This is a genomic window from Rhodanobacter sp. MP7CTX1 (assembly GCF_014205795.1).
GTDB lineage: Bacteria > Pseudomonadota > Gammaproteobacteria > Xanthomonadales > Rhodanobacteraceae > Rhodanobacter.
On the sequence record NZ_JACHCN010000011.1, the window covers coordinates 54,052 to 68,939 of the forward strand.

At 61.9% G+C, this 14,888-nt stretch carries 14 protein-coding genes; 6 read left to right on the forward strand and 8 right to left on the reverse strand.

Annotation, left to right across the window (positions count from 1 at the left end; translation table 11 throughout):
• Positions 1–2: 2 nt before the first annotated feature.
• From der to tadA, 6 genes are all read left to right on the forward strand, one after another.
• Positions 3–1,406: a ribosome biogenesis GTPase Der gene (gene der / locus HDE77_RS13930; protein ID WP_184418143.1), complete on the forward strand. Its 1,404-nt coding sequence runs from the start codon at positions 3–5 to the stop codon at positions 1,404–1,406.
• Between the two features lie 136 nt (positions 1,407–1,542).
• Entirely contained in the window at positions 1,543–2,712 is a 1,170-nt protein-coding gene (gene moeB, locus HDE77_RS13935; protein ID WP_184418145.1) for a molybdopterin-synthase adenylyltransferase MoeB, read from the forward strand.
• A gap of 77 nt (positions 2,713–2,789) precedes the next feature.
• Positions 2,790–3,659: a bifunctional methylenetetrahydrofolate dehydrogenase/methenyltetrahydrofolate cyclohydrolase FolD gene (gene folD / locus HDE77_RS13940; protein ID WP_184418147.1), complete on the forward strand. Its 870-nt coding sequence runs from the start codon at positions 2,790–2,792 to the stop codon at positions 3,657–3,659.
• A gap of 82 nt (positions 3,660–3,741) precedes the next feature.
• A complete protein-coding gene (gene guaB / locus HDE77_RS13945; protein ID WP_184418149.1) occupies positions 3,742–5,199 on the forward strand; it encodes an IMP dehydrogenase in 1,458 nt (485 codons plus the stop codon).
• Between the two features lie 152 nt (positions 5,200–5,351).
• Positions 5,352–6,941 carry a glutamine-hydrolyzing GMP synthase gene (gene guaA / locus HDE77_RS13950; RefSeq protein WP_184418151.1) on the forward strand — a complete coding sequence of 530 codons (1,590 nt, stop codon included), beginning with the start codon at positions 5,352–5,354 and terminating at the stop codon, positions 6,939–6,941.
• Positions 6,942–7,019: 78 nt separating this feature from the next.
• Positions 7,020–7,508, forward strand: coding sequence for a tRNA adenosine(34) deaminase TadA (gene tadA / locus HDE77_RS13955; RefSeq protein ID WP_184418153.1), 489 nt, complete (start codon positions 7,020–7,022; stop codon positions 7,506–7,508).
• Positions 7,509–7,517: 9 nt separating this feature from the next.
• On the opposite strand, the gene HDE77_RS13960 is transcribed toward tadA, so the two are convergent.
• From HDE77_RS13960 to HDE77_RS13995, 8 genes are all read right to left on the reverse strand, one after another.
• Positions 7,518–8,357: an NAD-dependent protein deacetylase gene (locus HDE77_RS13960; RefSeq protein ID WP_255482721.1), complete on the reverse strand. Its 840-nt coding sequence runs from the start codon at positions 8,355–8,357 to the stop codon at positions 7,518–7,520.
• A 129-nt stretch (positions 8,358–8,486) separates the two neighbouring features.
• Positions 8,487–9,080 carry a lipocalin family protein gene (locus HDE77_RS13965; RefSeq protein ID WP_343206116.1) on the reverse strand — a complete coding sequence of 198 codons (594 nt, stop codon included), beginning with the start codon at positions 9,078–9,080 and terminating at the stop codon, positions 8,487–8,489.
• Positions 9,081–9,084: 4 nt separating this feature from the next.
• Positions 9,085–10,104, reverse strand: coding sequence for a class I SAM-dependent methyltransferase (locus tag HDE77_RS13970; RefSeq protein ID WP_255482727.1), 1,020 nt, complete (start codon positions 10,102–10,104; stop codon positions 9,085–9,087).
• A 62-nt stretch (positions 10,105–10,166) separates the two neighbouring features.
• Positions 10,167–10,949 carry a DUF1295 domain-containing protein gene (locus HDE77_RS13975; protein ID WP_184418158.1) on the reverse strand — a complete coding sequence of 261 codons (783 nt, stop codon included), beginning with the start codon at positions 10,947–10,949 and terminating at the stop codon, positions 10,167–10,169.
• Positions 10,946–11,500, reverse strand: coding sequence for a DUF2878 domain-containing protein (locus HDE77_RS13980; RefSeq protein WP_184418160.1), 555 nt, complete (start codon positions 11,498–11,500; stop codon positions 10,946–10,948). Before HDE77_RS13980 ends, HDE77_RS13975 begins: the two co-directional genes overlap by 4 nt.
• A complete protein-coding gene (locus HDE77_RS13985) occupies positions 11,497–12,801 on the reverse strand; it encodes a cyclopropane-fatty-acyl-phospholipid synthase family protein (protein ID WP_184418162.1) in 1,305 nt (434 codons plus the stop codon). Before HDE77_RS13985 ends, HDE77_RS13980 begins: the two co-directional genes overlap by 4 nt.
• A gap of 7 nt (positions 12,802–12,808) precedes the next feature.
• Positions 12,809–13,594 (reverse strand): DUF1365 domain-containing protein, encoded by a 786-nt coding sequence (locus HDE77_RS13990; protein WP_343206117.1) that lies wholly within the window; start codon positions 13,592–13,594, stop codon positions 12,809–12,811.
• On the reverse strand, positions 13,591–14,886 hold the full coding sequence (locus HDE77_RS13995) for an FAD-dependent oxidoreductase (protein WP_184418164.1): 1,296 nt from the start codon (positions 14,884–14,886) through the stop codon (positions 13,591–13,593). Before HDE77_RS13995 ends, HDE77_RS13990 begins: the two co-directional genes overlap by 4 nt.
• Positions 14,887–14,888: the final 2 nt, after the last annotated feature.

Sequence of the window (14,888 nt, forward strand, 5' to 3'; positions counted from 1 at the left end):
TCATGCTTCCCGTAGTCGCGCTAGTTGGTCGTCCCAATGTCGGTAAATCGACGCTTTTCAATGTGCTCACGCGCAGCCGTGATGCCTTGGTGGCCGACATGCCGGGCGTCACCCGCGACCGCCACTACGGTGTCTGCCGCAGCGGTGAACGGCCGTTCGTGGTGGTCGATACCGGTGGTCTGTCCGGTGTCGAAGAGGCCATGGATGTCCTGACCGCGAAGCAGGTGCGCCTCGCGATCGAAGAAGCGAACGTGCTGGTTTTCGTGGTCGATGCCCGCGATGGCCTGCTGCCGCAGGATTACGTCATCCTCAACGAGCTGCGTCGCAGCGGCAAGCCGATCATCGCCGCAGTCAACAAGACCGACGGACTTGAAGAGCAGGCCGTGCTCGCCGAGTTTTCTGCCTTCGGCATCGGCACTACCTTACCGTTGTCCGCCGCGCACAATCGCGGCACCGACGATCTCATCCAGGTCATCCTGCCGCTGCTGCCCGTCGACGAAGAAAGCACGATTGAAGGGGACGGCGAGAGCGGCAGTATTCGCGTTGCCATTGTTGGCCGTCCGAATGCCGGCAAGTCGACCCTGATCAATCGCCTGCTGGGCGAGGATCGGCTGATCGTCTCCGACGTCGCCGGCACCACCCGCGATCCAATCCGGGTGCCACTGGAGCGTGACGGCAAGCGTTACACACTCATCGATACCGCTGGTATTCGACGCAAGGCACGCGTTGAAGAGGCCGTGGAGAAATTCAGCGTCATCAAGACGCTGCAGTCGATTGCTGCCGCGCAGGTCGTGGTAGTGATGATCGATGCCCGCGAAAACCTGGCCGACCAGGATCTCACCCTGATCGGTTACGCGATGGACGAGGGCCGGGCGCTGGTGATTGCCGTCAACAAGTGGGACGGCATGGACCAATACCAGCGCGACGAGTGCCTGCGCGCACTGGATCGCCGACTGGTGTTTGTCGACTGGGCCAAGCAGGTCTACATCTCCGCGTTGCACGGTTCAGGCCTGCGCGAGCTGATGCGTGCGGTGGTTCGTGCGCATGCGTCGGCGACCAAGGTGCTGGTGTCTTCGGATCTCACCAAGACGCTCGAGAAAGCCTACGAAAGCTACCAGCCGCCGCTGGTGAATGGTCATGCGCCCAAGCTGCGTTTCGCGCACCCGGGCGGCAACAATCCGCCGACCATTGTTATTCACGGCACGCGCACGAAGCACATTGCACCCGCCTACCAGCGCTACCTGGAAAACTTCTTTCGCAAGCGCTACAAGCTCGAAGGCACTCCGGTTCGCATTGCTTTCAAAGAGGGTGAAAACCCGTACGCAGGGCGCAAGAAGGTACTGACCAAAGAGCAGCAGCAGAAAGCCCGACGCAGGGTCAGTGACCTGATCAAGCGCACACGCTGAGCCGTTCGAATACCGTCGACGCCCTGTACATCCAGCTCGTCATCCCTGCGCAGGAATGACGGGCAAGAGTCTGCTGTGATCCGGTGCCGTCATCGTCCGCAAGCACACGCCCGTCAGCTTCTCGTAGACTGACCCCATGAGCGAACCACTGAATCGCGAAGCCTGGCTCGACGCGTTGCGCGAACGCATTGCTGAAATAACGCCGGTGCAAGCACTGGCTCAGCAGGCGCAAGGCGCCTTGCTGGTCGACGTGCGGGAAGACGCCGAACGCGCGACGGGCATGCCCGCCAATGCGCTCGGCCTATCCCGCGGATTCCTCGAATTGCGCATCGAACAGATCGAGGCCGATCGCAACCGTCCCCTGCTGTTGCTGTGCGGCAGCGGGCAGCGCTCGCTGCTCGCTGCCGAGGCATTGCTGCGGATGGGCTATCGCCAGGTCAGTTCGGTAGCGGGCGGCTTCGGCCGCTGGAAGACCGAAGGCTTGCCGATCTCCAGCGGCACGCTCGACGTGGATGCCGTGGATCGTTACGCGCGCCAGCTGCGCCTGCCACAGGTGGGCGAGGCAGGGCAGGCCCGACTGACGGCGGCGAAGGTGGTTGTGCTTGGCGCTGGTGGCCTCGGTGCGCCGGTCGCGCTGTACCTGGCCGCCGCTGGCGTGGGCAAGCTCACGCTGATCGATGACGACAAAGTTGAGCGTTCCAACCTGCATCGCCAGATCATCCATGCGGATGCACGGGTCGGCATGGCCAAGACCGAGTCAGCGCGGATCGCACTACAAGCGCTCAATCCGCGCATCCGCATCGAAACATGCACCGAGCGCTTGCAGGCGAACAATGTGGAGCGGCTGCTTGCCGGACATGACCTGCTGATCGATGGCGCCGACAATTTTCCTGCGCGCTACCTGCTGGCCGCTGCATCGCTTCGATTGAAAATGCCGATGGTGTATGGCGCTGTGGAGCGTTTCACCGGGCAGGTCAGCGTGTTCGATCCGCGTCGTGACGATTCACCGTGTTACCGCTGCCTGTTCCCCGAACCGCCGGCTGCCACCGACGCGCCAAATTGCAGCGAGGCCGGCGTACTCGGCGTGCTGCCGGGCATGGTCGGGTTGCTGCAAGCGACCGAGGCTTTGAAGTTGCTGCTCGAACTGGGCGAGCCGCTGGTTGGCCGTTTGCTTGCATTCGACGCGCTCGGCATGCACTTTCGCGAGACCCGGCTGCCTCGGGATCCGGATTGCCCGGGCTGTGGTCGCGCGGTCGTCTTTCGCGGTTACGAGGACATTGCCGAGCTCTGCGCTGCCGCAAACTGAGCTGCCTGTTCGCGACTGGCTGTTTGTGCGGGTGTGGACGAGCCGCGATAATGAGTCATCTCCTGCAAGGCATCCCCATGAGCGCACGCATCCTCGACGGCAAACGCATCGCACAGGAATTGCTGGAGAGAGTCAGCAAGCGCGTCACCCAGCGGCTGGCGCAGGGGCAGGCCGCACCAGGACTGGCGGTGGTGCTGGTGGGCGACGATGCCGCCTCGTCGGTTTACGTACGCAACAAGCGCAAGGCCTGCCATCAGGTCGGGTTCCGTTCGTTCGACTACGACCTGCCGTCGAACACGACGCAGGCTGAACTGTTTGAGCTGATCGACCGGCTGAATGCCGATCCGGACGTGCACGGCATCCTGGTGCAGTCACCGCTGCCGCACCATATCGACGAAGACGCGCTGGTCGACCGCATTGATCCGGACAAGGACGTGGATGGTTTCCAGGCGGTGAACGTAGGCCGCCTCGCGTTGCGCCGATTCGGCTTGCGCCCGTGCACGCCGAAAGGCGTGATGACCCTCCTTGGCCATACCGACCGGCCGGTACGCGGCCAGCATGCCGTCGTGGTTGGCGTGTCCAATCACGTCGGGCGTCCGCTGGTGCTGGAGCTGATGATCGCCGGTTGCACCACCACCAGCTGTCACCGCTTTACCCGCGACCTGGAAGGCTTCGTGCGGCAGGCGGATATCCTGGTCGTGGCGGTGGGCAAGCCGGGGCTGGTCAAGGGTGACTGGATCAAGCCTGGCGCGGTGGCGATCGATGTTGGCATCAACCGCCTCGACGATGGCCGGCTGGTGGGCGATGTGGATTTCGATGCGGCGGCCAAGCAGGCCAGCTGGATCACTCCAGTCCCTGGCGGGGTCGGCCCGATGACGGTCGCTACGCTGATCGAGAACACGCTGGAAGCGGCTGAGGCACGTACCGCACTCAGCCAAAAGGCCTGATCTGACTCGGCGTTCAGCTCCAGATCTGGCGAGCATCACGGCAGGGCGCGTATAATTCCCTCTTTGCAGCGGGACTTTTCGCATGCGCATCCTCGCCGAGGCCCTGACCTACGACGACGTCTTCCTTGTTCCGGCCCATTCGGTCGTGCTGCCACGCGACGTGGACACCTCGACCCGACTGACGCGCAACCTGCGGCTGAACATTCCCATCGTGTCCGCTGCCATGGACACGGTTACCGAAGCCCGACTCGCCATCACCATGGCGCAAAATGGCGGCATCGGTATCATCCACAAGAACATGACGGCTGAGCAACAAGCCGCCGAAGTGCGCTTGGTCAAGAAGTTCGAGGCCGGCGTCATCCGTAGCCCGATCACCGTTGGACCCGATACCTCGATCCGCGAAGTGCTGCGCCTGACCCACGCGCACAACATCTCCGGCGTGCCGGTGGTCGATGGCGCCAAGCTGGTCGGCATCGTCACCAGTCGCGACCTGCGCTTCGAGCGCAAGCACGACGATCCGGTGCGCAACATCATGACCCGCCAGGACAAGCTCGTGACGGTACGCGAGGGCGCCAGCCAGGACGACGTGCTGCTGTTGCTGCACAAGCACCGCATCGAGAAAGTGCTGGTGGTCAACGATGCGTTTCAGTTGCGCGGACTGATCACTGTCAAGGACATCCAGAAGGCGCGCGATAATCCGCATGCTGCGAAGGACAAGCACGAAGCGCTATTGGTCGGCGCCGCGGTGGGCGTGGGCGGCGATACCGAGCAGCGCATCGCCGCGCTGGTCGATGCCGGTGTGGACGTGCTGGTGGTGGACACCGCGCATGGCCATTCGCAGGGTGTGATCGAGCGTGCTGGCTGGGTCAAGAAACACTACCCACAGGTGCAGGTGATCGCCGGAAACATCGTCACTGGCGAGGCGGCGCGAGCGTTGCTCGATGCAGGCGTCGATGCGGTCAAGGTTGGCGTGGGCCCGGGCTCGATCTGCACCACCCGCGTGGTCGCCGGCGTAGGCGTGCCGCAGATCACCGCGATCGACCTGGTCGCCACCGCACTGAAGGACGAGATTCCGCTGATCGCCGATGGCGGCATCCGTTACTCCGGCGACATCCCGAAGGCACTCGCTGCCGGTGCATCCACGGTCATGCTCGGCTCGATGTTCGCCGGTACCGAGGAATCGCCGGGCGAAGTGGAGTTGTTCCAGGGTCGTTCGTACAAGAGCTATCGCGGTATGGGCTCGATCGGCGCGATGCAGCTGGGTTCGAAGGATCGCTACTTCCAGGATGAAGCCGATGCCGACAAGCTGGTACCCGAAGGTATCGAGGGCCGGGTGCCGTATCGCGGTCCGCTGCGCAACATCATCCATCAGCTGATTGGCGGCTTGCGTGCCTCGATGGGTTACCTGGGCACGGCCACGATCGACGACGTGCGCAATAACGCGCAGTTCGTCAAAGTGACCGCTGCGGGTGTCACCGAAGCGCATCCGCACGATATCCAGATCACCAAGGAAGCGCCGAACTATCGGCTGAATTCCTGAAGTGCGAGGGACGAGGGACGAGTAGCGAGGGCGCCTGATTAGGCGTCCTCGCTGGTTCCTGGCTCCAGTGCCTGAAACGCGATCGCTTGCCGTGATCGCCAATCCAACGCCCTTGCTACTCGTCCCTCGTCCCTGTTCTGAGCCTTGGCCCCATGACCAACATCCATAGCGACAAGATCCTCATTCTCGATTTCGGCGCGCAGTACACGCAGCTGATTGCGCGCCGTATCCGCGAGCTTGGCGTGTATTGCGAGATCTGGGCCTGGGATCATGATCCGGCGCAGATCGCTGCATTTGGTGCGAAGGGCATCATCCTGTCCGGTGGTCCGGAATCGACCACGCTGGAAGGCGCGCCGACAGCGCCGCAGCAGGTATTCGATGCTGGCACACCGATCCTCGGCATCTGCTACGGCATGCAAACCATGGCCGCGCAACTCGGTGGTGCAACCGAGGCTGCCGATGCGCGTGAGTTCGGTCATGCCGAAGTGGACATCGTGGCGCCCAGCCGCCTGTTTGACGGCTTGAGTGACCATGCAGGCAATCACCGACTCGACGTCTGGATGAGCCATGGCGATCACGTCGCCAAGGCGCCGCCGGGCTTTGTCATCACCGGAAGCACCGACCGTATTCCGGTCGCCGTGATGGAGAACGACGCCAAGCGCTGGTATGGCGTGCAGTTCCATCCGGAGGTGACGCATACAAAGCAGGGCGGGGCGCTGCTGAAGCGCTTCATCACCGAGATCTGCGGCTGCGCCACGTTGTGGACTGCCGCCAACATCATCGACGACCAGATTGCCCGTGTACGCGAGTTGGTCGGCAATGACCATGTATTGCTCGGCCTGTCCGGTGGTGTGGATTCCTCGGTGGTTGCCGCGTTGCTGCACCGGGCCATTGGTGATCGGCTGACGTGCGTGTTCGTCGATACCGGCCTGCTGCGCTGGCAGGAAGGCGACCAGGTGATGGCCACCATGGCCGACTCCGACGAGCACGGCATGGGCATCAAGGTGATCCGCGTCAACGCGGCCGAGCGCTATTTCAGTGCGCTCGCCGGTGTGGCTGACCCGGAAGCGAAGCGCAAGATCATCGGCGGCTTGTTCGTGGATATCTTTGACGAGGAATCGAGCAAGATCACGGCCGACGGCAGCAACGTGAAGTGGCTGGCGCAAGGGACTATCTATCCCGACGTGATTGAGTCCGCCGGCAGCAAGACCGGCAAGGCCCACGTCATCAAGAGCCACCACAACGTCGGCGGTCTGCCGGCGCACATGAAGCTCAAGCTGGTCGAACCGCTGCGCGAATTGTTCAAGGACGAGGTGCGCCGGATCGGCGTGGAACTCGGCCTGCCGCGTGCGATGGTCTACCGTCATCCGTTCCCGGGTCCGGGATTGGGCGTGCGCATCCTCGGCGAAGTGAAGCCCGAATATGCCGAGTTGCTGGCACGCGCCGATGCGATCTTCATCGACGAGCTGCGCAAGGCGGATCTGTACGACAAGACCAGTCAGGCATTTGCGGTATTCCTGCCAGTGAAGTCAGTGGGCGTCGTCGGCGACGCACGCGCCTACGAGTGGGTGATTGCGCTGCGTGCGGTGGAGACCATCGATTTCATGACGGCCCACTGGGCACACCTGCCGTACGAGTTTCTCGGCAAGGTATCAAATAGAATTATCAATGAGTTACGCGGTGTTTCTCGTGTAGTTTATGACATCAGTGGCAAGCCGCCGGCCACCATCGAGTGGGAATAACAAAATCAAGGGCTTGCGTGCGTTGATGAAAGCCGGCGCCTTGCCGGCTTTCTCATGTTGTATTCATAATGCATTGAAATGAATGACGAAATTATCGAATCACCCGCGGCATTTTCGACCGAGGACGTGCTGCACATGCAGCGCGCCTTGCAGCTCGCCGCGCACGCACGCGACGCCGAAAATGAGGTGCCGGTGGGGGCCGTGCTGGTGCAGGGTGGGGAGATCATCGGTCTCGGTTGGAACCGCAACATTACGTTGCACGACCCCACAGCTCATGCCGAAATCCAGGCCATGCGCGCGGCTGGCGAAAAGCTCGCGAACCATCGGCTGTCCGGCGCCACGCTTTATGTCACGTTGGAGCCATGCTCGATGTGCGCGATGGCGATGATTCATGCGCGCATCGACCGCGTGGTCTATGCCGCGGCCGACCCCAAGACAGGCGCCGCCGGCAGCGTGTTCGACACGCTTATTTCCGAACGGCATAACCATCGGATCGACGTTGCCGGTGGATTGCTCGCCGAAGAATCCGCCAGCCTGCTGCGTGATTTTTTCCGCGCCCGACGCTGAGCAGCAGCGCTACAGGAAGGCCAGCGCCTGCGCGCAGGGCTGTTCGATTTTCAGGGTCAGCAGGGCGTCGGCGCGGGTATGTCCCATGTTCACCGCAGCGATCGGCTTGCCCATGCGCGCGGCGGCATGGACGAAGCGGTAGCCCGAAAACACCATCAGCGATGAGCCGACCACCAGCACGGCATCCGCGTCCTGCAGCGCCTGCATGCCCGCATCCACGCGATCCCTGGGCACATTTTCCCCGAAGAAAACCACATCCGGCTTGAGCACTCCACCGCAATGATGGCAGGCAGGGACTTCGAAGCTGGAGAAATCCTGTACTTCAAGATCTGCATCGCCGTCGGGTGCATCTGTCGCATCCAGATCCGCCCAGGCGGAATTCATCTCCAACATTTCGGACTGGAAGTCGTCGCGTGACATTCGTTGCTCGCAGCCCAGGCAGCGCACGACATCCATGCGGCCATGCAGATCGATCACGTTGCGCGTGCCGGCGGCCTGATGCAGCCGATCGACATTCTGCGTAAGCAACAGCGTCAGCTTTCCTTGCTGCTCGAGTCGGGCCAACGCATGGTGGGTTGCGTTGGGTAAGGCTCGCCCAAATCTGCGCCAGCCAATCAGCCCGCGCGCCCAATAGCGCTGACGTGTAGCCAGTTCGCCAACGAACGCCTGATAGGTCACGGGAGGGGTGCGCTTCCAGTCACCCTTGGCATCGCGGTAATCGGGAATACCCGAATCCGTACTGCAGCCTGCACCAGTAATCAAAAACAGACGCTGATGATTGGCCAAAAAATCGGATAGCGACGTATGGGCCGTCATCGTCTCAATGGAGGTATCTGGAATGGCCGACATGCAAACAACTACCAGTGGCAGACGCGGGGCTTGAAGATGGCATGCCGTTAGCGATGCGACTGAGCTGGCCCTGTAGTCCGATGGGCTTCATCGTACCAAAAGCGCCTGCAAGACGTCGTTGCCTCTGCCTCATTCCGCCGTTTCTGGCCAAGCCTGGGGCATCTTGCGGATATCCGAGACTTTGTATCCAAACTGCTTCACGCGCGCCACCAGTGCATCGTAGTCAGCCTGCGCAATGGCTGGCGTTCGCGCCATGATCCAGACGTAGTCGCGCTTGTCGCGAGCAACGATCGTCTCGCTGTAGCTATCGTCCAGATAAGCCACGAGGTACTGCTCTTTCAATGGCCAGATCAGCTGGATGCCCCAGACAGCATTGCCCGTATTGGGTGTCACGAAGCCGGTCGAGTGAATGGTCTTCACCGGATCGTTGAACGAGTTCTTGCGGTAGCGGAACGAAGTTTCAACGTTGCCGTTGGGCTGTAGCTGATAAGCCTCGACGCCGTTGTATGCCTTCTTTTCTATGAACGAAGGTATCGAGGCGATTACATACCATTTACCCATGAACCGGGGAAGGTCCACATGGGCGACTGGCTTGATGGGCGCCATGTCGTTCGCCAAGGCTACAGCGCTTAGCAGCGCAAGACCGCAAGCCATAAGCAGTGATTTTGGTAATTGCATTTCATACTCCCAACGTGTGATGCGTGTGCTTGCGGCGCGGATCACGGGCTCATTCAGGACGGACAAACCGGTAGTGCGCAACCAGCCACTCCTGACCGTCGGCATAACCGAACAATTCGGCACATGACATCCAGAACATGCGCCAGCGCTGAAACCACAGCGGTGCCGCCTTGGTGCCATAAGCCTTGATCAAGGTGGCCATTACAAGCTCCTTGCGCGCATCCTGATTGGCGAGCCAGTGATTGGCGCTGCGTTGGTAATGCGTACCGTCGACGTGCCAGCGCTGCTCGATCTGCAGGTCGCGCTGAAACCAGAGCAGGGCGTCGGACGCAGGCATCAGCCCACCGGTAAAGAAATGCCGACCCATCCAGTTGTCCTCACCCGCCGTCTCGAACGGATACATCAGGGTCTTGTGCGCAAAGATGTGCACGAATAACTTGCCACCGGGTCGCAGCCACCTTCCGATACGGGCCAGCAAGATTTCATAGTTACGCATGTGCTCGAACATCTCGACCGACACGCAGCGATCGAATTGCGCGGGTTCCAGTTCGAGCTGGTTGACGTCCTGCGTGATCACACGCACGTTGAAAAGCCCGCGCTTGCGGCACTGTGCCTCGATATATTCGCGTTGCTGATGGGAGTTCGAGACGGCGGTGAGCCTGCTGTTCGGATAGCGTTCGGCCATCCATAACGTGAGCGAGCCCCAACCGCAACCAAGCTCGAGAATCTTTTGCCCATCGGCAAGTTCGGCACGCACGCCATACAGCTTGAGCATGGCTTCCTCGGCCTGTTCCAGCGACTCGTCGCCGCGCGGGTAATAACAGCCCGAATACTTCAGGCGCTTGCCAAGGCAAAGTTCGAAGAAGGCGGGCGGCAATTCGTAGTGCTGTGCGTTGGCGGCTTGAGTATGAATCGCCACGGGACTATGGCGCAGCATGTCGATGCGCTGGCCGAAGCGAGCCGCCTGATGATCCAGACCCCCAGACAGTTCCTCACGCAGGCGTTGCGCGCACATGCGTCGTATGCCCTGCCGCAACAGGGCATCAGGCAGGCGACCGCGCTCGGCCATACCCAGCAGTCCGCCGGCGGCTTGTTCCTGTGGCAATTCATCGCTGATGGCAGCATGGGTATTCATGGTTCGCTCCTCTTCGGAAACCAGGGAATGAGCATCGATGTGCTGCGTTGATAGGCGCGGTAGTCGTCGCCACGGCTTCGCAAGGCCTGCGTCTCGGTATACGGAATGCCGCTGATCCAACGCAGGAACACATACATCACCAGCGGCCCCGACCAGGCCAGCCACGCGATGGGCGAGCCCAGCGCAAGACAGACGTAGGCGAACCAGTGGATCCATTCAAAGAAATAGTTGGGATGGCGCGAATAACGCCACAGGCCATCGCGGCAAGTGCGTCCGTGATGGGCCGGATCGGCGCGAAAGCGTGCGAGTTGCCGGTCGGCGATCGACTCGCCGATGACGCTGATCAGCCAGATCGCGATTGCTGCGAGCATCCACGGACCGAACCTGGCAGGATTTCGTGCCACAGCAAGGAAAGGCAGGGAGAACAGCGCAATCAGCAACGCCTGGAACTGGAAGAACAGAAAAAAATAAAGCTGATTGCCGTTCCAGTGCGCGCGCAGATTCTGGTAGCGGCCGTCTTCGGGCTCACCGCTGACACGTGTCCACAGATGAGCGGCCAGTCGGATACCCCATGCACCGCCAAGCACGGCCAGGATGATGCGTGGCCAGACGGCACCGTCGCCGTACAGTGCGAAGAAAACCGATCCACCGCCCACGCCACCGGCCCACAAGACATCAACGATGCCTGCGTTGGAGTGGCGGCGCTGCCACAACCAACCGAGCGTCATCATCAGCGCCGCCAGCGCCCACAGGCATGCCAAGGAGATCCATGGATTCATGGCGCGTGACCTTGCAGGGAAGTCGATGTCGCGATCACGCTGGTTGACCAGCGTTTTGCCACCCATGCCAGTGCGGGTGTCGCCAACGCCCACCCGATGCCCAGCCATAACAGGGCATGCCAGATGGGATCGGCAAAGGTCACCACGTGCCAGCCGCGCGCCGCGCCCAGGTAGGCCAGTGGCCCACCGATGGCTCCAAGCAACGCTGCCAGCCAAAGGCGCGTCTGCAGATAAGCCAGCGATTGCGTAAACGTCAGCGCAAACGTAGCCCACATCGCGAGGATCCACGCCGGCGCCAGCGTGGCCGATGGCCACGGCGCCGCGTAACAGGCGAGCCCCGCGCGTATCAAACCACCATCCAGCACGAACCCCATGGCCACTGCCGTCAGCATGAGTGACACATCAGCCTTGTAGTGGCGCGCAAGCCCCAGCTGACATGCCGCGTACACCAGCATGCCGAGGACGCCGGGCCACGCCAGCCCGTGTTCGGCGCCAATCACGGCGCAGAACCAGACCAGTTCGTAACCGATGAGGCTGAGCCAGAACTTCATGCAGGCTCGCCCTTTGTGGCTGCGCTTGCTGACGGCAGCACCGATCGTCGGTGACCCGGTTTTGCCAGCAGCAGATGCGCCACACCGATCGAGCGCTGGCGGAAGCCGCCTTCGCAATAAGCCAGATAGAACTCCCACATCCGGACGAAACGCTCATCGAAGCCCTGCGCTTGCACCTGCTGCAGCTGCGCCATGAAGCGTTCGCGCCACGCCTGCAAGGTGCGCGCATAGGACTCGCCGAAGTCTTCCAGCTGGACCAGTGCCAGATCGCTGCTGCGCGTTTTGGCTGCAAGCAGTGCATGGATCGACGGAATGAAACTGCCGGGAAACACGTGGCGCTTGATGAAGTCGACCGACTTCAACGCCTGCGCGTAGCGGTGATCCTCGATCGTGATGGCCTGAAGCAGTGCCAGGCCGTCGGGCTTCAACAGTTGGCCGAGCTGCTGGAAATAGGTATCGAGGTAGGGCGCACCGATCGCCTCGACCATCTCGATCGATACCAGCTTGTCATAGGTCCCGCGGAGGTCACGGTAGTCTTCAAGAAGCAGAGTGACATGTTCGCTCATGCCCGCGTCGGCGACGCGCTGGCTGGCCAGTGCATGCTGCTCGCGCGAGATCGTCGTGGTCGTGACGTGGCAGCCGTAGTGCCGGGCGGCGTAGATCGCAAAGCCACCCCAGCCGGTGCCGATCTCGATCACCCGGTCGCTCGATTTGAGATCAAGCATGCGGCAGATGCGCTCGAGCTTGCGCGTGGAGGCAGCGTCCAGGGTGTCGTCGGTACCGTCCCACAGCGCCGAGGAATACATCAGGTCAGGGGACAGAAACAGCTGGAAGAAATCGTTCCCAAGATCGTAGTGAGCAGCAATATTTCGACGGCTGCCGTGGCGCGTATTGCGTTGCAAGCTGTGCCAGGCACGCATGGCCACGCCGCCGAGCCGGGCCAATCCCGTCTCCATGCCGTCGAGCAGATCGCGATTGCGCACGAGCAGCTGAATCAGCCCGACCAGGTTGTTGCAGCACCAGAGTCCATCCATGTACGCCTCGCCTGCACCGACGCTGCCATTGGCGGCAACGGCCCGATAGAACGCGGGATCGAGTACTTCGATATGCACCGTGAGATCCGTTTCCTGCGCTGCCGGTGTGCCCAACTCGACGGTGCCCAACGCATCACGAATGATCAGCCGGCCATGCTGCAGTCCAGCCATCTGTGCCAGCAGGCGCTGGCGCAGAAAGCGTGCGCCTGCCGAAGGCGACAAGACATGACTGGATTCAGCAGCACGGGGTTTGACGATGGCGTTCATGCGAACCTCAAAGCGGTTGCGGGTGATCGTGGACGGGATTGCGCTTCAGCCACAGTCGCAGCGCCTGCCAGTGGATGGCGCCAACAATTTGTGCCGTCATTAGCGGATAGCGCCACAGCACGCGGGCGAGCGAGGCGCTGTTCAAAGGCTGGCGCTGCAGGGTGAGGGTGGCATCGAACTCACGCCGACCTTCGCGCAGCACATCCATGTGCACATGCAGGTCGTCGGACGGAATCGTGAAACGCCACTCGTACTCGCGCGACATCGGCATGAACGGGGATACATGGAAGCTCTTGGGGAACGTCCAGTGCAGCGCACGTCCGTGCGACTGCGCCGCTTCGACCGGCAGCACGTAAGCATGGCGTTCATGCCACGGCATATTGGTGATCTCGGCAACGATGCAGACCAGAGTCTCGCCATCCTCGGCATAGCAGTAGTAGAAGCTGACCGGATTGAACACATAACCGAAGTAACGCAAGTGCGTGAGCAGACGGATCGGCCCCATCGGCCGCTGCCCGGTCGCCTGTTCGACGCGCTGTCGCACAGCTTCGGTCAGCGACAGCTCGACCGGGCCGAGATAATCGTTGCGGCGAAACTGTGCGACGTTGCGTTGCTCGCTGGACCACAGCCAACGCTGCTGGAACGCACGATCGACTTCATCCAGATCCAGATAGAGCTGGGCCATCTTGTAATCGAATACATGCGGGTGAGGTGCGAGTCGACGGTGACGCACCACGCCTTCGTAGATAGCGCTTGCCAGTGGTGAAGTCGCGCTGGCCACGTCGACACTCACGCTGCCATCTCCTGGCCAAGCGACTGCGAATCGCGGGCAGACGCCACTCCCGGCCAGCGCACTCCAAGACCGGCGGCGACCTCAACCGCGCTGCGCATGCCATCCTCATGAAAACCCCATCCCCAGTATGCGCCTGCAAACCAGGTGCGCCGGTGTCCCTGGATTTCAGCCTTGCGCATCTGCGCAGCCACCGAAGCGTGGCTATACACAGGGTGCTGATAACGCATGCGCGCCAGCACCTTGTCCGGATCAATGGCTGCCGTGCGATTGAGCGTGACCACAAAGGGTTCGGGCGATTCGATCCCCTGCAGCAGATTCATGCAGTAACTGACGGTGCACGCCTCATCGGGGTTGCGTGGCAGCCACGCATTCCACGCAGCCCACGCCTTGCGACGTCGGGGCAGCACACTGGCGTCGGTGTGCAGTATGGTGTCGTTGGCCTGGTAGGGCATGGCACCAAGGATCGCGTGCTCGCGTTCGTCCGCGTCACTCAGCAGGGCGAGGGCCTGGTCGCTGTGGCAGGCCAGTACGACCTGATCGAAATGTTCAACGCCCGCAGCGCTTTCCAGCATGGCGCCACCCACGTGGCGACGGATCGAGCGCACCGCGCAATTCAGGCGCTCATTGACCGGCCAGCGCGCCCGCAGCGCATGGATATAGTTCGATGAACCGCCACGCACGACCCGCCACTGCGGCCGATCAGTGACCTGCAGCATCTGGTGGTTGGACATGAACTGCACCAGATAGCGGGCAGGGAAGCGCAGGATCTGCGTCGCCGGCGATGACCACAACGCCGAAGCCATCGGCACCAGATGCTCGTCGCGAAACGCTTCGCCGTATCGGTGTTCGGCGAGGTAATCGCCAAGCGATGGACCCACTCCAGGCAAGTCCAGCAGCGCCGGTGCCTCGCGATAGAAGCGCGTCAGGTCGCGCACCATCCCGATAAACCGCGGCGAGCAGAGGTTGCGACGCTGGCAGAACAGCGTATCCAGCGTTGCTGCGTTGTATTCCAACCCGCTGGCTTCGTTGTGCACCGAGAAGCTCATCGTCGTCGGCTGCGACTGCACACCGAGCTGCTCGAACAGTCGGGTCAGCAGTGGGTAGTGACTCGGGTTGTGCACGATGAAGCCGCTATCGATGCGATAGTTTTCACCTTGCTGCATGACGTCATGCGTATGCGTGTGGCCGCCGAAATAGCTGCCGGCTTCGAACAGCGTCACCTCATGCTTTCGCGACAGCAGCCACGCAGAAGCCATGCCTGCGATGCCCGATCCGACAACGGCGATACGCATGT